This window comes from Ochrobactrum sp. BTU2 (genome assembly GCF_024539785.1).
In the GTDB taxonomy this organism is placed as follows: domain Bacteria; phylum Pseudomonadota; class Alphaproteobacteria; order Rhizobiales; family Rhizobiaceae; genus Brucella; species Brucella anthropi.
Map to the genome: position 1 here is coordinate 522,682 of NZ_JAHWRG010000002.1, position 20,391 is coordinate 543,072.

The window sequence follows — 20,391 nt, forward strand, 5'->3', positions numbered from 1 at the left end:
CTATCGCAAACTGGACTGCAGATATGAAAAGAGCGGCAGACAAAGCCGCCGCTCCAATACTCATCCGTTATTGCTGATATAATCAGCCATTGCCTTCGGAAGCGCCGTTGTCGGCAGTCGCCTTCGGGCCGCCTTTGGACACACCGACCATGGCCGGGCGCAGAACACGGTCGCCGATGGCGTAACCATCTTGCACGACCTGCACGACGGTGTTGTTCGGCAAATCCGGATTAGGCACTTCGAACATGGCCTGATGGAAGTTCGGATCGAACTTCTCGCCTTCCGGTTCAAGTTTCTTGACGCCGTGACGCTCCAGAGCCTGCAGCATGGCGCGTTCGGTCATTTCGACGCCGTCTGCGAGCGACTTCAGGCTGGCATCGGTCGCCAGAGCATCAGCAGGAATAGCGTCGAGCGCACGGCGGAGATTGTCAGAGACCGACAGCATGTCGCGAGCGAAGTTGGTCACGGCATAGGTGCGCGCATCTTGCACATCGCGCTGGGTGCGCTTGCGAAGGTTTTCCATCTCGGCTGCAGCACGCAGGAGCTGATCCTTCAGCTCGCCATTGTCAGCTTCGAGCATCGCGATCCGGTTTGCGGTTTCATCTACTGCCGCTTCGGCTTCGTCTTCGGCAACTTCCGCACGAGCTTCAGCCTTGCGCGCTTTCAGAAAATCGTCGGCAGCTCGGTTCAGCGCCTCACGATCCCGGGGATTGTTGATGTCGCGCTGCTCAAGATCGGGGTTCTGGGATTTGTTTTTTTCGTCAGCCATAATGCTACTTCCGTCTTGAATATCTTCTGGGGCGGATATCGAGTTTCATGCCAGTAAAATCAAGGTCTATTTTCAGGGACTTGGTTTGTCCCGGCAAATCTCACAGTTACCGCAGGAGCCGGGAAACGATCTGAGCGGTGTAGTCCACCATGGGAACGATCCGCGCATAGTTGAGCCGTGTGGGCCCAATGACTCCCAGAGCACCAATAACCCTTTGCTCGCTGTCGCGATAGGGGGCGACCACCAGCGATGAGCCGGAAAGGGAGAAAAGCTTGTTCTCCGAACCAATGAAGATGCGGACACCCGAACCGGCTTCCGCGAGATCGAGAAGCTGGACCATGCCGTCCTTGGTTTCGAGATCATCGAACAGATGGCGCAGGCGCTCGATGTCTTCCTGCGCATGGATGTTTTCCAGAAGATTGGCGCGACCGCGAACGATCAGCCGCGCCGGTTGATCCGTTCCAGCCCCGCTCCAGACCGCCAGCCCTTGGGCAACAAGTTCCTGCGATAGCTGATCGAGTTCCTGCCGTGTTTCTTCCGTCAGCTTTTTCAATTCGGCTTTGGCTTCGGAAAGCGTGTGGCCATGGATGTGTGCGTTGAGAAAGTTCGATGCCTCGACCAGCTGCGAATTGCTGATGCCGACGGGCAGATTGACGACGCGGTTTTCGACATCGCCGTTCTGCATGACAAGAACAGCCAGTGCCCGTGTCGGTTCGAGACGAACGAATTCGATGTGCTTGAGTGCCCCTTCCGCTTTGGTGGCAAGCACGAGGCCCGCGCCGCGCGACAGACCTGAAAGAACTTGGCTTGCCTCGGTAAGAACGCTTTCGACCGAATTGTTCATTCCGGCGGAACGAACCTGCGCCTCAATGGAGGAGCGTTCCTCCGGCGGCAGATCGCCCACTTCGAGAAACGCATCGACAAAGAAGCGTAGCCCGATCTGGGTCGGCAGGCGTCCGGCTGAGACATGCGGTGCGTAGATGAGACCCAGATGCTCGAGATCGCTCATCACATTGCGGATCGTGGCAGGTGAAAGCGTGTGTGGCAGCAGTCGTGAGAGATTGCGCGAGCCAAGCGGATCGCCATCGTTCAGATAGGTTTCCACAATCAGCCGGAAAATATCGCGCGAACGCTGGTCGAGCGAACTCAAAAGCTGGTGTTCCGGCGTTTTCATCATAATATGGTCGCGAACCCTAGTGTGGCTTTGAATCCGAAATTCGTTCACAGCGCTGTTCCCAGATGATGCGAATTTCGGATTCGCCACACTGGAAATAGCATACGCCAAATATAAGGTCGCAAGTCAAAGCGTCAAAGCCTTTAGGCTATAGTGACAGGCCTCTCAACATCTCTGACGGTTTTTCGGGCAGAATGGCTTTCTATTTGCGACCGGGAAGCCTAAAAAGCCGCACCGGAAAAATGAATCGAGGAATTTTCTATGCGTCCATCCAAGCGTGCGGCTGACGAAATGCGTGCCGTTTCTTTCGAACGCGGCATCTCCAAACATGCCGAGGGCTCCTGCCTCGTCAAGTTTGGCGATACGCATGTGTTGTGCACCGCAAGCCTTGAGGAAAAGGTGCCGGGCTGGATGCGCAATACGGGCAAGGGCTGGGTCACGGCGGAATACGGCATGCTGCCGCGTTCGACCGGCGACCGCATGCGCCGCGAAGCCGCTGCCGGTAAGCAGGGCGGACGCACGCAGGAAATCCAGCGTCTGATCGGACGCTCCTTGCGCGCCGTCGTGGACATGCAGGCACTTGGCGAAGTACAGATCACGGTAGATTGCGATGTCATTCAGGCCGATGGCGGCACGCGGACGGCAGCCATCACCGGCGGCTGGGTAGCGCTTCATGAATGCCTGCGCTGGATGGAAGCGCGCCAGATGGTGCGCGTCGAGAAGGTTCTGAAAGATCATATCGCGGCGATTTCCTGCGGCATCTACGAGGGTGAGCCTGTGCTTGATCTGGACTATGCCGAAGACTCTGTCGCCGAGACCGACAGCAATTTCGTGATGACCGGCAAGGGCGGAATTGTCGAAATTCAGGGAACGGCGGAAGGTGCGCCTTTCTCGGAAGAAGAGTTTGCCAATCTGATGAAGCTGGCTCGCGGCGGCATTGATCGCCTTGTGTCCTTGCAGAAGATGGCCGTCGCCTGATAGGAACGAGGTCTGCTCCATACACCGAGGAGACTTCATCCATGCGCGCAGCACGCATCCTTGAAACGGCGCTCTATGTCCGCGATGTCGCGGAGGCTATAGAGTTCTATCACGGCATTATGGGTCTGGAGCCGGTCGGGAAAGTGAGCGAGCGCAACGCATTTTTCCGGTGCGGCGACGGCATATTGCTTCTCTTCAAGGCCGAAGAGACGTTGAAGCCGCCATTGCCAGAGCACTTGCCCGTGCCGTCCCATGGCACAAGCGGTCCCGGCCATGTATGTTTTGCTGCAAGCCGCGAGGAGATGGAACGCTGGCGCAACCATCTGGCAAAACATGGCATAGCAATCGAGGCCGAGTTCGACTGGCCGAATGGTGCGCATTCGATCTACTTCCGTGATCCATCCGGCAATTCATTGGAGATTGCCGAACCCAAACTGTGGAACTGAAAATGAGAAAACTGGAACAGGGCAAGCTGATCGTCGCTTCGCACAATGCGGGCAAGCTGAAGGAGTTCGACGGTCTGATCGGCCCGTTCGGCTTTGAGGTCAGTTCGGTTGCCGCTCTTGGCCTGCCGGAGCCGGATGAAACCGGTACCACGTTTGAGGAAAACGCCTATATCAAAGCGCTTGCGGCAGCTGAAGCAACGGGGCTGCCAGCACTTTCGGATGATTCCGGCATGATGGTCGATGCGCTTGACGGTGATCCGGGGGTCTACACGGCAAACTGGGCCGAGACGGAAGACGGCACACGCGATTTCGACATGGCGATGCAGAAGGTCGAGAACCTGCTGCAAGAAAAGGCTGCCGTTGCGCCACAGCAGCGCAAGGCGCGTTTCGTATCCGTAATCTGCCTTGCCTGGCCGAATGGGGAGGCTGAATATTTCCGTGGCGAAGTCGAGGGCGCTATTGTCTGGCCGCCGCGTGGCACTACGGGTTTCGGTTTCGACCCGATTTTCCTGCCCGATGGCTATGAAAAGACGTTCGGCGAAATGACTGCCGATGAGAAGCACGGCTGGAAGCCTGGTGATGCTTCGGCCTTGTCGCATCGTGCTCGTGCCTTCAAGCTTTTCGCCGAAAAAGCGCTTAATGTGGAGCCGGCATCCGCAAAATGAACAAGCTGTTTCCCCCTTTGCAGGCAGTAGATGCTGCTCGCGCAAATGCCGCCGGGTCGATCCCAATCGCGCGTGCAAATGGGGAAAATGCGTTTGGCGTTTACCTGCATTGGCCATTCTGTCTGGCCAAATGCCCTTATTGTGACTTCAACAGCCATGTTCGTCACAAGCCGGTCGATCAGGCGCGTTTTTCGGAAGCATTTCTTCGCGAGATGGAAACCTTGCGTGAGCGCACCGGCCCACGCACGATCACCAGCATATTCCTGGGTGGCGGCACGCCGTCGCTGATGCAGCCGGAAACCGTGGGTGCACTTCTCAATGGGATCGCGTCCCATTGGTCGGTAGCGCCGGACATTGAGGTGACGCTGGAAGCCAACCCGACCAGTGTGGAGGCTGATCGTTTTCGCGGCTATCGCGCGGCAGGCGTTAACCGCGTGTCGCTTGGCATTCAGGCACTCAACGATCCCGATTTGCGCCGTCTCGGACGCATGCATTCGGTCGAGGAAGCCAAGGCGGCCATTCGGCTGGCACGCGAGATTTTCCCGCGCCTGTCCTTCGATCTGATCTACGCACGCCCGAACCAGACAATCGAGGCCTGGCGGGAGGAACTGAAAGAGGCCATCGGGCTTGCTGCCGATCATCTGTCGCTCTATCAGCTGACGATCGAGGAAGGCACGCAGTTCTATAATCTCTGGAAGGCTGGCAAGCTGACGACGCCCGAGCCGGATCACGCTGCAGCCCTTTATGAGGAAACGCAAAGGGTAACGGCAGAGCACGGCCTTCCTGCCTATGAAATCTCCAACCACGCGGTGCCGGGGCGCGAGTCACAGCACAATCTCGTCTATTGGCGTTACGGGCAATATGTCGGCATTGGTCCCGGCGCGCATGGGCGTTTCGTGGAAAATGATATTCGTACCGTCACCATGACCGAAAAACATCCGGAAACCTGGCTGGATAAGGTCGAGCGCAATGGCCACGGCATTATCGAAGAAGAATATCTCGATGGCGGACAGGAAGGCGACGAATTCCTGATGATGGGCTTGCGTTTACGCGAAGGCATCGATCTTGCCCGCTATGAGCGACTTTCTGGCCATGCAGTTGATGAAAAGCGACTTGCGAAACTGATCGCGGAAGGCATGATCGAACCGATGAGCGGCAGCATCATTCGCGCAACGCCAGATGGTGCGCTGGTGCTCGACGCGCTGGTTGCCGACTTGGCGGCATAAGGAACTTATAATGACGGACGAAGCAGGCGAGGGGCGACGGGAATATGTGGTTGGCGGCACGACAATGCGCGCCCGGCCACTGGAACCTGCTCTTTATATCGTCTCGACCCCCATCGGAAATCTCGGCGATATGACGCTGCGCGGTATCGAAACGCTGGCGTCCGTCGATATTCTGGCTTGCGAAGATACGCGCGTAACCCGCGTTCTGCTCGACCGCTATGGTATAGCGCGCCGCCCCATCAGCTATCACGAACACAATGCCGCCGAAGCCGGTGAAAAGCTGATAGCGGCTCTGTCAGCGGGCAAAAGCGTTGCGCTGGTGTCCGATGCCGGAACGCCGCTCGTCTCCGATCCCGGTTTCCGTCTGGTGGGCGAAGCGCGCGAGGCGGGCATTCGTGTCGTACCTATTCCGGGTGCTTCCGCCGTTCTGGCCGCACTTGCCGCTTCGGGCCTGCCGACCGACGCCTTCATGTTCTGCGGCTTCCTGCCCTCCAAGCATGGGCAAAAACAGTCGAAGCTTGAAAGCCTCAAGGGGATCGACGCAACGCTGGTGTTCTATGAATCGCCAAACCGGACAGCGGCAACGCTGGCGGAAATGGCCGAAGTGTTCGGGCCGGATCGTCTGGGCGCGCTCTGCCGTGAACTGACCAAGGCCTACGAGACCATTCGCACTGCGCCGCTGGGCGAGCTTGCAGCCGAGTTTGACGGCGAAGATCGCATTCGCGGTGAAGTTGTTCTGCTGGTGGGGCCGCCAACGGGCAACGCCGTTCCGCAAAGCGAGGAAGACATCGACAAGCTGCTGCTGTCGCTTGCCGCTGAGCTGCCGCCATCCAAGGCCGCGGGCGAGGCAGCGCGCATGACCGGCGGACAGAAATCGGTTCTCTATCAGCGTCTCATGCAATTGAAATCGGATCAGCGATGACAGACCTCCGCGAGAAGAAGCGAACTGCTTTCTTTCGCGGACACAGTGCCGAACGTTTTGCTTCCGTGCTTCTTCTTCTGAAAGGTTTTCGGATCGTCGCCCGGCGCTATCGAACACGGCTCGGCGAAATCGATCTGATCGCCCGGCGTGGCAATCTGATTTTGATCGTTGAGGTCAAGGCGCGGAGCAGTCTGGAAGCAGCGCACCTCGCTGTCACGCCGCAGGCCATGCGCCGCATCGAAGCCGCAGCCGATCTCTGGCTGCAACGCCAGCCCGACCATGCCCGCCTGTCGCTGCGTTTCGATCTGATTGCCGTGCTGCCGCGACGGTGGCCAAAACATGTTCCGGCATTCTTCACGAGCGGCAACTACTGATAAGTCTATGTAAATCCTATAAAAATTGTGGGGTATATTTCCGGCATTACGGGAAATTAAAATCCCGTATTCCTCCGTTTTGAGGAAAAGTGATGCTCGCCGTCATTTTCACGCGCAAGCCCATTTCTTATAAAATCACGTCGCTCAACGGATAATGGCACCAACTTTTACAAGACGCATTTCCGCACGCGAAACCAGTATCCACTTTCGCTGGAAATGCTCCCAAGGATGGTGCCGTGTCTCTATCGCAAAAGCGTTTACTGGCTGATTTTCCTGCCTTCTTCCGGGTCTCGGAAGAGGTGGTTGTCGTCGTTGGCGGCGGCGAGGAAGCTTTGAACAAGGCGCGCCTCGTGGCGCAGACTTCGGCGCGACTTCGCATCGTTGCTGAAGAAACAGAACATCATCTGGCCGATTTCATTGCAAACCATGGCGCGGAGCATGTGGCTGTACCTTTTGCGCCCGAACACGTTGAAGGCGCAAAGCTTGTTTTCGTGGCGACTGGCGATGAGGCGCAGGATCGCGCCATTGCCGCTGTGGTCAAGGCGCAAAAAATTCCGGTCAATGTGGTTGACCGTCCCGCACTTTGCGATTTCCTGACACCCGCCATTGTCAATCGTGCGCCGCTGACGATTGCGATTGGTTCGGAAGGGACGGCCCCGGTTCTGGCGCAGATGGTGCGCGCGCGTATCGATGCCGCGTTCTCGCCGCGTCTGGGTGAGCTTGCGCATTTTGCCGAAAGCTGGCGTCCGCTGGTCGAGCGCGCCTTGCCGAAGGGGCTGGCGCGCCGCAGCTTCTGGCGCGGGTTCTTTTCGGGCCGCGTCGCCCATGCCATCGAGAATGGCGACCGGGAGGAAGCACAGAAAGCCGCGAGCGACCTGATCAAGCAGCGCGACAATGCCGCCGGTTATGTCTGGCTGGTCGGTGCCGGTCCGGGTGCCGAAGACCTGCTGACCCTGCGCGCCCATCGCGCCTTGATGGAAGCCGATGTGATTGTGCATGATGCGCTGGTGCCGGAAGGTGTCATCGCCATGGGTCGCCGCGATGCCGAGCGTCTTGCCGTCGGCAAGCGCAAAGGCTGCCATTCCAAGAGCCAGGAAGAGATCAACCGCCTGCTGGTAACGCTCGGGCGGGAAGGCAAGCGCGTTGTGCGGCTGAAATCCGGCGATCCGCTGGTGTTCGGACGCGCAGGTGAAGAAATGGCCGCACTGCGTGCCGCCGGTATCGGGTTCGAAATCGTGCCCGGCATCACTTCTGCCTTTGCCGCCGCAGCCGACATGGAACTGCCGCTGACGCTGCGCGGTGTCGCCTCGTCGCTGGTGTTCACCACCGGCCATGACATGACCGGCGACGTGCTACCGGGCTGGACGAAGCTCGCCGTCTCCGGCGCAACCATTGCCGTCTATATGGGCTCGACCGTCGCGGCATCGGTTGCCGCGCGGCTGATTGGTGCGGGCCTGCACGAAGATACCGCCGTGGCGGTGGTGGAAAATGCGAGCCGGCAGGACAAGCGCCTGTTCCACGGCACGCTGAAAGATTTGCCGGATCTGGAAAGCCGCAAGGAACTTTCCGGTCCGGTCATGGTGATCATTGGCGATGCGGTCGCCGGTGCCGCCATCGACAAAGCCGAAGCGCTGGCCCTCAGGCCGGTTTCCGTCGCAGCCTAAACCCGCAGGATGCGCGGTTAACAAAAGTTTGGAGTTTGGAAATGGTTGTAAAAGTTCTCACTGCAAACCGGCTGATCGACGGGCAGGCTGTGTGGCTCGGTGCCGACGGCTCCTGGCAGGAAACCATCGACGGCGCGCTGGTCGCTCGTCACGTAGAGGCCGTTGAAGCGCTTGAAGACGCGGGCAAGGTTGCAGCAAAAGCCAATCTGGTTGTCGATGTGAACGTGATCGATGTCGAGGAGCGCGAGGAGGGACTTTACCCCATCCGTCTGCGCGAGCGCATCCGTCTTTCCGGCCCGACCATCGTGACCTTTGGCGATTTGCCCCTCGAAAAGCCTGAATTGAAGCGCGCCTCCTGATTGTGGATTTGGACCTAGCCTATGTATCGTTACGATGAATTCGACCGCGATTTTGTTGCGGCCCGCGTTGCCCAGTTCAAGGATCAGGTCGAGCGCCGTTTGACCGGGGAGCTGACCGAAGACCAGTTCAAGCCGCTGCGTCTGATGAATGGCCTCTATCTGCAACTGCACGCCTATATGCTGCGCGTGGCAATTCCCTATGGCACGCTTTCGAGCCGCCAGCTTCGGAAGCTCGGCCACATTGCCCGCGTCTATGACCGCGGCTTCGGCCATTTCACAACACGCCAGAATATCCAGTATAACTGGCCAGCATTGAAGGACGTTCCGCGTATTCTGGAAGAGCTGGCAGAAGTCGAGATGCACGCCATCCAGACCTCCGGCAATTGCATTCGCAATGTGACGGCCGATCATTTCGCGGGCGCTGCCGCCGACGAAGTGGCCGATCCGCGCCCATTCGCCGAAATTTTGCGCCAGTGGTCGTCGCTGCATCCGGAGTTTTCCTATCTGCCGCGCAAGTTCAAGATTGCCATCGTCGGCTCGGACCATGACCGCGCCGCCATTCAGGTGCATGACATCGGCTTGCAGCTGAAGAAGAACGAGGCGGGCGATCTGGGGCTGGCTGTCTATATTGGTGGCGGTCAGGGCCGCACGCCGATGGTGGCCAAGAAAATCCGCGACTTCCTGCCCATCGAGGACATGCTGACCTATGTGACGGCCATCGTGCGCGTTTATAATCTGCATGGCCGTCGCGACAACAAATACAAGGCGCGCATCAAGATTCTCGTCCATGAAACGGGCGTTGAAGAGCTTACCCGCGAGATCGATGCCGAGTGGGACGAAATCCGCAATGGCGAATTGAAGCTGCCGCAGCGCGATATCGACGCCATCGAAAGCTATTTCCGCATGCCGAACCTGCCGCAACGGCCGGAAGGCTGGGAAGTGCTGGCCGTCACGCAGAAGGCCGATGCGGAATTTGCAAGCTGGGTGGCGCGCAATGTCACGCCGCACAAGAACCCGGATTATGCGGTCGTCACCATTTCGCTCAAGCCCATTGGTGGCATTCCGGGCGATGCGAGCGCCGAGCAGATGGAACTGGTGGCGGATATTGCCGAGACCTATTCCTTTGATGAAATCCGCGTCAGCCACGAGCAGAATCTGGTTTTGCCGCATGTGGCCAAGGCCGATCTCGCAGCGGTCTATGATCTGTTGCAGTCGGATGGTCTGGTGACGCCCAATGCCGGTCTCATCACCGACATCATCGCCTGCCCCGGTCTCGATTATTGCGCCCTTGCCAATGCACGCTCCATTCCGGTGGCGCAGCGCATTTCGGAGCGCTTCGGCGACCAGCAGCGCCAGCTTGAGATCGGCGATCTCAAGATCAAGATTTCCGGCTGCATCAATGCCTGCGGTCATCACCATGTCGGCCATATCGGCATTCTGGGCGTCGAGAAGAAGGGCGAAGAGCTTTATCAGATCACGCTTGGCGGTTCGGCGGACGAGTATTCGACTATCGGTGACATCACCGGTCGCGGCTTCTCGTCGGAAGAGGTGGTTGATGCCATCGAAACAGTTGTGGACACCTATCTGTCCTTGCGGGAAAGCCCGGAAGAAACCTTCCTTGCCGCCTATCGCCGCGTCGGCATGGAGCCGTTCAAACAAGCGCTTTATGGAGAAATAAGCCGTGCAGCTTGATGCGGAAGAAAGTGCTGCCGCCGAAGCCCGCCTTTTGGAGGCAAGCCACGGTGCGTCTTCCCCGCAGGATGTGATCGCGCTCGTCACGCGTGAACTCTATGAGGGGCAGATCGCGGTCGTGTCTTCCTTCGGCGCGGAATCGGCTGTGCTTTTGCATATGATCTCGGAAATCGACCCGGCGACGCCGGTTCTGTTTCTCGATACGGGAAAGCATTTTCGTGCGACACTTGATTATCGTCATGATCTGGTGGACCGGCTGGGTTTGACTGATGTGCAGGATATCCTGCCGCTTGAGGATAGCCTCAAGGCGGACGATCCGTTCGGCGCGCTGTCGATGACCGACAAGGATCGCTGCTGCTTCATCCGCAAGGTCGAGCCGATGGCGCGCGCCGTGGCCCCTTATCGGGCCTGGATGACGGGCCGCAAGCAGTTTCAGGCATCGACCCGCGAAAGCCTGCCGGTATTCGAATCGGTCGGTTCGCGCATTCGTATCAATCCGCTGGCGCGTTTGCAGGCAGCCGATCTCAAGGCCTATGCCGAAAAACACGACCTGCCGCCGCATCCGCTGATCGCGCAGGGCTATCGTTCCATTGGCTGCATGCCCTGCACACGGCCCGTGAGCGAGGGCGAGGATCAGCGAGCCGGACGCTGGGCCGGATCGGAAAAGACAGAATGCGGCATCCATCTGTCGGGTCTGTCCGATAGTTTGAAGAATTTGGGAGCAGGTGACCGGAAATGAGCGATATCAACGAAACCAAACTCTGGTCTGCCGAGGGCTTTCGCGAAGACGACTATGTCTTTGCCGACGATCTTGAAACGGCGGGCGATGCCCCGGCAATCATCATTCCGCTGGCCGTCTGGCTCGGACTGGATGAGGAGCGCCGCCGCGCCTCCAATCGCCGGATCGGCGTTTCGGTGGCGCCGGGCGAAGCCATTGATCCGCTTCGGGATGATCTGGGCAGCGTGCCGCTGATCGCCTTGCAGTTTCCGGCCTTTAATGACGGGCGTTCCTATTCCAAGGCGGAGATTTTGCGCCGCGAAGGCTTTGCGGGCGAGTTGCGCGCCGTTGGCGACGTGCTGATCGATCAGGCCGCCCTGATGCTGCGCACCGGTTTCGACAGCCTTCAGGTGAGCAACAAGGTGGCGCAGGGCCGTCTTGGCGAAAATCGTCTGGTCGATACGCCCGGCTATTATCAGCCGGGACGTGGATCAGTACCGGAGGAAGCCGGGTTTGCCTGGCGGCGTGTCAAGGCAAGTTAGGCACATCGCTCAAATTTGCCATTTTTCTGCACGCCTTGATGCGCTAGACACGCCTCACCAAATTCAGGGAGTCGCGGCGTGATCCGGCATATTGTTTTCTTCAGCGTCAAAGAAGGTCAGGATATAGAGACTGTCAAAAAGGGATTGGAGCAACTTGGCACCATTCCCCATGCTGACCTTTTTGAAGTTCTGCCAAATTCCAGGGTCGATCCGATGTGCGACCGCATTGATCTCGTGGTCTATGCCGAGTTCAAAGATGAGGAAGCGCTTTTCGCTTTCAAGAAGCATCCGACCTATGACGCGACGACGCAACTGGTGCGTCCGATGCGCGAATTGCGCTTTTCAGCTGATGTTATGACAGACAAGCGCTAAAGCATTTCCAGCAAAAGCGCGAAGCGGTCTTGCGTGCGGAAATGCGTAAAATAACTACCAGTCGGCCTGTGGTCTTTCCTGTAGCGGCAGGCCGCCGAAAAGATCAGGCTCGCTGGACGTTTTTGCTCGCTCGATATTGAGAAGCTTCAGTTTGGTCGCCGTGCCACCTGCCGCCGAAAAGCCGCCGACCTTGCCATTGGCACCGAGCACCCGGTGACAGGGCACAATGATTGGAAACGGGTTTTTGCCCAGTGCATAACCGACGGCCTGCGACAGACTCACATCGCCGATTCTTCGGGCAATCGCACCATAGGTCGTTGTCTCGCCCGGTTTCAGCTCAAGAATGATTTCATAGACCTGCCGGTTGAGATCGGGTTGGGCATCCAGCGCCAGCGGTGTAGTTGAAAAATCCACATCGGCACCTGCCAGAAGCGCGCGCACACCCTGGATCGCATCGCTGACGAAGGAGGGCATATCGATATCTTCGGCACCGGGGAACCGCTCACTGAGCCGATAGCGGGTTTCCTTCTCGTCAGCATCTCCGATCTCAACGCCCACAATCTTCTGGCCGCGCCAGGCAATGCCGCACGGTCCGATCTCTGTTTCGAAAATGGTGACGCCTGACGATTCCATGGAAGTCATATTAACATGGTTTTGAACGGGACAAATGCCGGTTATCGGGCAACGATAGGAACGTTCACGTGAAAAGTCGCAACAATTGCGAAAAATGGCGCAGCGAAATGGTTGAAGAACGACACGAATAATGATTGTGTGATGGCGACCGGCCAATGCCCTTAAATGGCCAAACGGATTGACGAGAGTTTCCGGCACCTGTCACGGCGGGAGCGGAACCAAGGAATTTAAATGGACGATTACGAGCGATATGCCACAGGGTTGATGATCGTTTTTGGTGCGCTGATTATCGGCGGCCTCATGGCGGCTAACCTGTACCACGGCGACAAGCCGGGCTTTTTATTCGCGCTGGGCGCCGCGGTTGTCAGCTGGTTCGCGGCTTTTGCCGTCCTGTTTGACAAACCACGCGTTTATGGCGTGATGATTGCGGTTGCGATCGGTCTGGTCGCGGCTTCCATTGGTGCTTATGTAACCTGATTTATGAGCCAATTTATTTAGAAAAAGCCCCGGTTTTCCGGGGCTTTTTCGTTTTAGAGATATGGCGAGTAGCACTGGCGCCGTGGCCCATAATTGGGCTGGAACGTATTATCGTAGGCTCGGTAGGAACGATAACGGTTGTAGCACCACCGCACATGCGGGTTACCGCCGCGATAGACCGGTGCCGGACGGTAGCGATAAGCAGGCGGAGGCCCCCAGTAACGGCGATCATAGCGATAGTATGGGCGGTAACGCGGACGATCATGCCGCCAGTGTCGACGATGGTCCCGCCAATAGCGGCGGTCACCACGATAGTCGTAATACTGAACGTTCTGAACATTCGGTGCTGGAGCCTGGGCGGACGGTGTCGCCATCAAAGACGGCTGTGCCGCATTCGCAGTTCCGGCAGCAGCGGACAGTCCCATGCCGAGTGACAAACATGCGGCAAACAGGGAATAAGCAAACCTTTTCATCGGTCTCTCCTCACAGCGCATACCGAAAAATGTGAAACGGCTTTCGGATAAGATGCGCGTAAAATGAACAACACAAATCGTCCCTGAGGTCATTTTACGTCGAACATTGTGGCAGAGCGGTGGCCCTGCGCAGTCACAATTTCTTGGGTCCGGCAACAGATCGGTGATGTGCGGATAACAGGATAGGAAACACTCGGCCTGAATTGACATAAAGATATGTTTATGTCATTAAGCGACTTCCGTGATGTGCGTATAAAGGGCGATTCAGGTTTATGTGTCCGAACAGACCTGCTGCCTGGTAACAGATTGAATATAGGCGGTGTTTTATGGCCTCTTCCCTCGATGGTCTTTTTGGTGCAACGGCTGCGCAGCCGGATGGCTCAGAAGTGCTCGCAGCTCTCACCAAGGCAGCGCGTGAGCGCATCCTGATCCTCGACGGCGCGATGGGAACCCAGATTCAGGGACTTGGTTTTCATGAAGAGCATTTCCGCGGCGAGCGCTTCGGCGCCTGCGACTGCCAGCTTCAGGGCAATAACGACCTTCTGACCCTGACGCAGCCCAAGGCTATCGAGGAAATCCATTATGCCTACGCCATTGCGGGCGCGGATATTCTCGAAACCAATACGTTTTCGTCCACGACAATTGCCCAGGCCGATTATGGCATGGAAGAGCAGGTCTATGAATTGAACCGCGACGGTGCGCGTCTGGCCCGTCGCGCCGCCTTGCGCGCCGAGCAGAAGGACGGTCGCCGCCGTTTCGTTGCGGGCGCTCTTGGACCGACAAACCGCACCGCTTCCCTGTCGCCGGATGTGAATAATCCTGGCTACCGCGCTGTTACCTTCGACGATCTGCGCATCGCCTATGCCGAGCAGATCCGGGGGCTGATCGACGGCGGTTCCGACATCATCCTGATTGAAACCATCTTCGATACGCTCAACGCCAAGGCTGCCGTCTTCGCCTCGGAACAAGTGTTCGAGGAAAAGGGCATCTTCCTGCCGGTGATGATTTCCGGCACGATCACCGATCTTTCCGGCCGCACCCTGTCCGGCCAGACGCCAACGGCATTCTGGCATTCGTTGCGTCACGCCAAACCATTTACCATCGGCCTCAATTGCGCGCTCGGCGCCAACGCTATGCGTGCGCATCTCGACGAATTGTCGACCATTGCCGACACCTTCATCTGCGCCTATCCGAATGCCGGTCTGCCGAACGAGTTTGGCCAGTATGACGAAACGCCGGAAGCGATGGCCGCCCAGATCGAAGGCTTTGCCCGTGACGGTATGGTCAATGTGGTCGGCGGCTGTTGCGGTTCCACGCCGGAGCATATCCGCGCCATTGCCGAGGCTGTTGCGAAACACCCGCCGCGCAAGCCTGCCAAGGTCGCGCCGCTGATGCGCCTTTCGGGCCTTGAGCCCTTCACGCTGACCGAAGATATTCCTTTCGTCAATGTCGGCGAACGCACCAACGTGACCGGCTCGGCACGCTTCCGCAAGCTGATCAAGGCTGGCGATTTTGCTGCTGCGCTCGACGTCGCGCGCGATCAGGTGGTCAACGGCGCCCAGATCATCGATATCAACATGGATGAAGGCCTGATCGATTCCGAAAAGGCCATGGTCGAATTCCTCAATCTGATTGCTGCCGAGCCGGATATCGCTCGCGTGCCGATCATGATTGACAGTTCCAAATGGGAGGTAATCGAGGCTGGCCTGAAATGCGTTCAGGGCAAGGCGGTGGTCAATTCCATCTCGATGAAGGAAGGCGAGGAAGCCTTTATCCATCACGCCAAGCTCGTCCGTGCTTATGGCGCGGCGGTTGTCGTTATGGCTTTCGACGAAACCGGGCAGGCCGATACCGAGGCGCGCAAGATCGAAATCTGTACCCGGGCCTACAAGATCCTGACCGAACAGGTCGGTTTCGCACCGGAAGACATCATCTTCGACCCGAACATCTTTGCAGTGGCGACCGGTATCGAAGAACACAATAATTACGGTGTCGACTTCATTGAGGCGACACGCAAGATCATGGCGACCCTGCCGCATGTCCATGTCTCGGGTGGCGTGTCGAACCTGTCCTTCTCGTTCCGCGGCAATGAACCGGTGCGCGAGGCGATGCATGCTGTGTTCCTCTACCACGCCATTCAGGCGGGTATGGATATGGGCATCGTCAATGCCGGTCAGCTGGCGGTTTACGATGCCATCGATCCGGAACTGCGCGAGGCCTGCGAGGATGTGGTGTTGAACCGCCGCTCCGATGCGACCGAACGTTTGCTGGAAATCGCCGAACGTTTCCGCGACTCCGGCTCGAAAGAAGCCAAGGTGCAGGATCTGACCTGGCGCGAATGGCCGGTGGCAAAGCGCCTCGAACATGCGCTGGTCAACGGCATTACCGAATATATCGAAGCCGATACGGAAGAGGCGCGCCAGTCTGCCGAACGTCCGTTGCACGTCATCGAAGGCCCGCTGATGGCTGGCATGAATGTGGTCGGCGATCTGTTCGGTGCCGGCAAGATGTTCCTGCCACAGGTCGTCAAGTCGGCCCGTGTGATGAAGCAGGCCGTGGCCGTTCTCCTGCCATATATGGAAGAAGAAAAGCGCCTCAATGCTGAAAAAGGCATTGGCGGTGGTGAACGTCAGAGCGCCGGCAAGGTGCTGATGGCGACCGTGAAGGGCGACGTGCATGATATTGGCAAGAATATCGTTGGCGTTGTGCTGGCCTGCAACAATTACGAGATCATCGATCTCGGCGTCATGGTGCCATCGCAGAAGATTTTGCAGGTGGCGCGCGACGAAAAGGTGGATATCATTGGCCTTTCCGGCCTCATCACGCCTTCGCTGGATGAGATGGCGCATGTGGCAGCAGAAATGGAGCGCGAAGGTTTCGATATTCCGCTTCTGATCGGCGGCGCGACCACGAGCCGTGTCCATACGGCAGTGAAGATTCATCCGCGCTATGAACGCGGACAGGCAGTCTACGTCATCGATGCAAGCCGTGCCGTCGGTGTGGTTTCGAGCCTGCTGTCACCGGAAGGCAAGCAGGCCTATGTTGACGGTCTGCGCGGGGAATATGCCAAGGTGGCAGCCGCTCACGCGCGCAATGAAGCGGAAAAGCAGCGCCTGCCGATCGCTCGTGCTCGCGCCAATGCGCATAAGCTCGACTGGGATAATTTTGTTCCGGCAAAGCCGACATTCACCGGCACGAAGACCTTCGACGATTACGATCTGGCCGAAATCGCCCGCTATATCGACTGGACGCCGTTCTTCCAGACCTGGGAGTTGAAAGGCCGCTATCCGGCAATTCTTGAAGACGAGAAGCAGGGCGAGGCAGCCCGGCAACTCTGGGACGACGCTCAGGCGATGTTGAAAAAGATCATCGACGAAAAGTGGTTCACGCCGAAAGCTGTCGTCGGTTTCTGGCCCGCCAATGCGGTCGGCGACGATATTCGTCTTTTCACCGATGAAAGCCGGAACGAGGAACTTGCCACTTTCTTCACACTGCGCCAGCAATTGAGCAAGCGCGATGGTCGTCCGAATGTGGCGATGTCCGACTTCGTAGCACCTGCCGAAAGCGGAAAGCAGGATTATGTCGGTGGCTTCGTTGTGACGGCAGGTATTGGTGAAGTGGCCATAGCCGAACGTTTCGAACGCGCCAATGACGATTACTCGGCCATTCTGGTGAAGGCGCTGGCCGACCGTTTTGCCGAAGCCTTTGCGGAACTGATGCATGAGCGCGTGCGCAAGGAATTCTGGGCCTATGCGGCGAATGAGACCTATTCGCCGGAAGAACTGATCGGTGAACCCTATCAGGGTATTCGTCCTGCGCCGGGCTATCCGGCCCAGCCCGACCATACCGAAAAGACGACGCTGTTCCGCCTTCTGGACGCGACTGCGAATACGGGCGTGGAATTGACGGAAAGCTATGCGATGTGGCCCGGCTCTTCCGTATCGGGTCTCTATATCGGCCATCCGGAAAGCTATTATTTCGGCGTGGCCAAAGTCGAACGGGATCAGGTCGAGGATTACGCGAGCCGCAAGGGAATGACGATAGAGGAAGTCGAGCGCTGGCTCGCACCGATCCTTAATTATACCCCAGGTGCAGCTCCCGAAGAGGCTGCGGCGTGACAAATGCCGCAACTCGATTAGCTTAATCTCATATACTCGTATTTCTTACAGATGTATTGGGCGCGTTTGACTGGTTTGTAGTTGCTTGTCGACTACAAACCAGTAGACGGAGCTGCGTCGGCTCGGCATTCCATGTTCCAGAACCGTTGATTTATTTGGCGTTTTAGGGCTGGCCTGCTCCATGTAATAGTTAAGTATTTGTTAAAGTAATTTATAATTTAGATCACTGTAATATTTAACCGGTGGAGATGTATGCATTTCTGATTAGTATATAGAGAAAAATACAGAGATGTGTTACTGATTTGTTGGCGTTTTATTTAAATGCTTCGAATTTCAATAATCATCAATAGTTATATTTTTCGTTGGGAAGTCTGCAATGAAATGGGAACAAATTTATGAATCCATGCAATCTGCTGACGATGCCGGACAGCTCCTTGAATATATAGGCACCTATGCCAGGCAGTGCGGATTTGCACATACGGCTTATGTCATGCGCGTTCCCTTGTTGAACGGCGTGGTCAAATGGCTCAGCTTTGGGTCGTTGCCGCAGGAATGGACCGATCACTATACAGCCCGAAAATATGCGGATGTTGACCCATTGGTTCGCAAGGCACTGAACAGCATAGAGCCATTGGTCTGGTCGTCGAAGCTCTTTGCGGAAGCACCACAGATATGGGCGGATGCACAGCGCTTCGGCATCAAGGTCGGGATTTCCCAGCCGTGTTGGGCTGCTCAAGGCGTGTTCGGAATGCTGTCTTTCCTGAGAACTGGCCCGGCATTATCTTCCGGCGAGATTTCAATGTTGCGGCGCCAGATGCAGATCGCAGCCAATCTGCTGCATTTGTCCATGTATGAACATCTTGATGTTCCGACGATGAACTGCGTTTCTGAAGTGAACCTGACAATGCGCGAGCGGGAAATCCTGCGCTGGACGAGTGAGGGAAAGACTGCCGAGATCATCGGCACGATCCTCAATATTTCGACGCGCACGGTGAATTTCCATATCAGCAACGTGCTCACAAAGCTTGTTGCGGTGAATAAGGTTCAGGCCGTCGCCAAGGCCCGCACTTTCGGTCTTCTGTAAATATCTTCCAAGTCCCTCGGCGGTTTGATCCGAAGGGCATTTTTCAGCGGCTTTCCGGTTTGCGCTTTTTCTGAAACGGGCTACAAATTCATTATCTTTCCCGGAGGATCAATGAATGACTGCTCAGCCAAACTCTCTTGAAGCTCGCGATATCCGTTATCATCTCCATTCTTATACCGATGCTGTCCGCCTCGAAGCGGAAGGTCCGCTCGTCATCGAGCGTGGCGATGGCATTTACGTCGAAGATGTATCGGGCAAGCGCTATATCGAAGCGATGTCAGGACTGTGGAGTGTTGGCGTGGGCTTTTCCGAACCGCGTCTGGCCGAAGCAGCTGCACGACAGATGAAGAAGCTGCCTTTCTACCATACATTCTCCTACCGTTCGCATGGTCCTGTCATTGATCTGGCAGAAAAGCTTGTCTCAATGGCTCCTGTTCCGATGAGCAAGGCCTACTTCACCAATTCAGGTTCCGAAGCCAACGATACGGTCGTCAAGTTGATCTGGTATCGCTCCAATGCGCTGGGTGAACCGGAGCGCAAGAAAATCATCTCACGCAAGCGCGGCTATCACGGTGTGACGATTGCCTCTGCCAGCCTGACCGGCTTGCCCAACAATCACCGTTCTTTCGATCTGCCGATCGATCGTATCCTGCATACGGGCTGCCCGCATTTTTATCGCGAAGGACAGGCTGGCGAGAGTGAGGAACAATTCGCAACGCGGCTGGCGGATGAGCTGGAACAGTTGATCATCGCGGAAGGTCCTCACACCATCGCTGCTTTCATTGGCGAGCCGGTGATGGGGGCTGGCGGCGTAGTCGTGCCGCCCAAAACCTATTGGGAAAAAGTGCAGGCTGTTCTCAAGCGCTACGATATTCTGCTGATCGCCGACGAGGTTATTTGCGGCTTCGGACGGACAGGCAATCTGTTCGGCAGCCAGACTTTCGATATGAAACCGGACATTCTGGTGATGTCGAAGCAGCTTTCGTCATCCTATCTGCCGATTTCGGCCTTCCTCATCAACGAGCGTGTGTACGCGCCAATTGCCGAAGAAAGCCACAAGATCGGCACGCTTGGCACGGGCTTCACGGCATCTGGCCATCCGGTGGCGGCAGCGGTAGCGCTGGAAAACCTCGCCATTATTGAAGAGCGTGATCTGGTCGCCAATGCGCGCGACCGCGGCACCTATATGCAGAAGCGCCTGCGTGAGTTGCAGGATCATCCTCTGGTCGGCGAAGTGCGTGGCGTTGGTCTCATAGCCGGTGTCGAGCTTGTCACCGACAAGCAGGCCAAGACGGGCCTTGAACCAACCGGCGCTCTGGGCGCAAAGGCAAACGCCGTTCTTCAGGAGCGCGGCGTCATTTCCCGCGCAATGGGCGATACGCTTGCCTTCTGCCCGCCGCTCATCATCAACGATCAGCAGGTTGATACGATGGTGTCCGCGCTCGAGGCGACGCTGAACGATGTTCAGGCAAGCCTCACCAGGTAATAATTTGCTCTGGAGCTGTCCGAATAACGGGCAGCTTCAGAGCATAACCCCGTTAAATATCACAAAAATTGTATGATTTTCCGTGACTTGGCCAAAAAGCGGCTTTTCCCAGCGCGCGCAAGTTTGTTCCGGCCCCGCGCGCAAATACGGTAAGTTTTTCGCGCAAGCGAGTTGCAATACGCGATAGGTTTCTTTCACTTTTCCGCATCATTTCACGAC

20 protein-coding genes are annotated in these 20,391 nt (G+C 57.1%); 16 read left to right on the forward strand and 4 right to left on the reverse strand.

Annotation, left to right across the window (positions count from 1 at the left end; genetic code table 11):
* Positions 1–82 precede the first annotated feature (82 nt).
* Together grpE and hrcA are read right to left on the reverse strand one after the other, a co-directional pair.
* Positions 83–769, reverse strand: a complete 687-nt coding sequence (grpE, locus tag KWJ32_RS07135; protein WP_010658013.1) for a nucleotide exchange factor GrpE — start codon at positions 767–769, stop codon at positions 83–85.
* A gap of 106 nt (positions 770–875) precedes the next feature.
* Positions 876–1,946 carry a heat-inducible transcriptional repressor HrcA gene (gene hrcA / locus KWJ32_RS07140; protein WP_010658014.1) on the reverse strand — a complete coding sequence of 357 codons (1,071 nt, stop codon included), beginning with the start codon at positions 1,944–1,946 and terminating at the stop codon, positions 876–878.
* Between the two features lie 258 nt (positions 1,947–2,204).
* On the opposite strand from hrcA, the gene rph reads away from it, so the two are divergent.
* The 12 genes from rph (at position 2,205) to KWJ32_RS07200 (ending at position 11,901) form a co-directional block, all read left to right on the forward strand.
* Positions 2,205–2,921, forward strand: a complete 717-nt coding sequence (rph, locus tag KWJ32_RS07145) for a ribonuclease PH (protein ID WP_010658015.1) — start codon at positions 2,205–2,207, stop codon at positions 2,919–2,921.
* A gap of 41 nt (positions 2,922–2,962) precedes the next feature.
* On the forward strand, positions 2,963–3,367 hold the full coding sequence (locus KWJ32_RS07150) for a VOC family protein (RefSeq protein ID WP_010658016.1): 405 nt from the start codon (positions 2,963–2,965) through the stop codon (positions 3,365–3,367).
* A gap of 2 nt (positions 3,368–3,369) precedes the next feature.
* Positions 3,370–4,032 (forward strand): RdgB/HAM1 family non-canonical purine NTP pyrophosphatase, encoded by a 663-nt coding sequence (gene rdgB / locus KWJ32_RS07155; protein ID WP_151609720.1) that lies wholly within the window; start codon positions 3,370–3,372, stop codon positions 4,030–4,032.
* On the forward strand, positions 4,029–5,258 hold the full coding sequence (gene hemW / locus KWJ32_RS07160; RefSeq protein ID WP_011982377.1) for a radical SAM family heme chaperone HemW: 1,230 nt from the start codon (positions 4,029–4,031) through the stop codon (positions 5,256–5,258). Before rdgB ends, hemW begins: the two co-directional genes overlap by 4 nt.
* A 10-nt stretch (positions 5,259–5,268) precedes the next feature.
* Entirely contained in the window at positions 5,269–6,180 is a 912-nt protein-coding gene (gene rsmI / locus KWJ32_RS07165; protein WP_011982378.1) for a 16S rRNA (cytidine(1402)-2'-O)-methyltransferase, read from the forward strand.
* The gene (locus tag KWJ32_RS07170; RefSeq protein ID WP_011982379.1) at positions 6,177–6,554 is read left to right on the forward strand and encodes a YraN family protein; all 378 of its coding nucleotides are present in this window, start codon (positions 6,177–6,179) and stop codon (positions 6,552–6,554) included. Before rsmI ends, KWJ32_RS07170 begins: the two co-directional genes overlap by 4 nt.
* A 236-nt stretch (positions 6,555–6,790) precedes the next feature.
* Entirely contained in the window at positions 6,791–8,218 is a 1,428-nt protein-coding gene (cysG, locus tag KWJ32_RS07175) for a siroheme synthase CysG (protein ID WP_011982380.1), read from the forward strand.
* 41 nt (positions 8,219–8,259) lie between these two features.
* Entirely contained in the window at positions 8,260–8,577 is a 318-nt protein-coding gene (locus KWJ32_RS07180) for a DUF2849 domain-containing protein (protein WP_011982381.1), read from the forward strand.
* Between the two features lie 21 nt (positions 8,578–8,598).
* Positions 8,599–10,269, forward strand: coding sequence for a nitrite/sulfite reductase (locus KWJ32_RS07185; protein ID WP_011982382.1), 1,671 nt, complete (start codon positions 8,599–8,601; stop codon positions 10,267–10,269).
* Positions 10,259–11,008, forward strand: coding sequence for a phosphoadenylyl-sulfate reductase (locus KWJ32_RS07190; protein ID WP_011982383.1), 750 nt, complete (start codon positions 10,259–10,261; stop codon positions 11,006–11,008). Before KWJ32_RS07185 ends, KWJ32_RS07190 begins: the two co-directional genes overlap by 11 nt.
* Entirely contained in the window at positions 11,005–11,529 is a 525-nt protein-coding gene (locus tag KWJ32_RS07195) for a DUF934 domain-containing protein (RefSeq protein ID WP_011982384.1), read from the forward strand. Before KWJ32_RS07190 ends, KWJ32_RS07195 begins: the two co-directional genes overlap by 4 nt.
* 78 nt (positions 11,530–11,607) lie before the next feature.
* Positions 11,608–11,901 (forward strand): Dabb family protein, encoded by a 294-nt coding sequence (locus KWJ32_RS07200; protein WP_011982385.1) that lies wholly within the window; start codon positions 11,608–11,610, stop codon positions 11,899–11,901.
* Positions 11,902–11,955: 54 nt separating this feature from the next.
* On the opposite strand, the gene KWJ32_RS07205 is transcribed toward KWJ32_RS07200, so the two are convergent.
* Positions 11,956–12,534, reverse strand: coding sequence for a methylated-DNA--[protein]-cysteine S-methyltransferase (locus KWJ32_RS07205; RefSeq protein ID WP_041545243.1), 579 nt, complete (start codon positions 12,532–12,534; stop codon positions 11,956–11,958).
* Between the two features lie 231 nt (positions 12,535–12,765).
* On the opposite strand from KWJ32_RS07205, the gene KWJ32_RS07210 reads away from it, so the two are divergent.
* Positions 12,766–13,011, forward strand: a complete 246-nt coding sequence (locus KWJ32_RS07210; protein ID WP_010658028.1) for a hypothetical protein — start codon at positions 12,766–12,768, stop codon at positions 13,009–13,011.
* A gap of 53 nt (positions 13,012–13,064) precedes the next feature.
* On the opposite strand, the gene KWJ32_RS07215 is transcribed toward KWJ32_RS07210, so the two are convergent.
* The gene (locus KWJ32_RS07215) at positions 13,065–13,484 is read right to left on the reverse strand and encodes a BA14K family protein (protein WP_011982387.1); all 420 of its coding nucleotides are present in this window, start codon (positions 13,482–13,484) and stop codon (positions 13,065–13,067) included.
* A 326-nt stretch (positions 13,485–13,810) separates the two neighbouring features.
* On the opposite strand from KWJ32_RS07215, the gene metH reads away from it, so the two are divergent.
* The 3 genes from metH (at position 13,811) to KWJ32_RS07230 (ending at position 20,172) form a co-directional block, all read left to right on the forward strand.
* Complete coding sequence (metH, locus tag KWJ32_RS07220; RefSeq protein WP_011982388.1) at positions 13,811–17,602, forward strand: methionine synthase; 3,792 nt, start codon at positions 13,811–13,813, stop codon at positions 17,600–17,602.
* Between the two features lie 376 nt (positions 17,603–17,978).
* A complete protein-coding gene (locus KWJ32_RS07225; protein WP_011982389.1) occupies positions 17,979–18,686 on the forward strand; it encodes a LuxR family transcriptional regulator in 708 nt (235 codons plus the stop codon).
* A 115-nt stretch (positions 18,687–18,801) separates the two neighbouring features.
* Entirely contained in the window at positions 18,802–20,172 is a 1,371-nt protein-coding gene (locus tag KWJ32_RS07230) for an aspartate aminotransferase family protein (protein ID WP_011982390.1), read from the forward strand.
* The last annotated feature ends 219 nt before the right edge of the window (positions 20,173–20,391 follow it).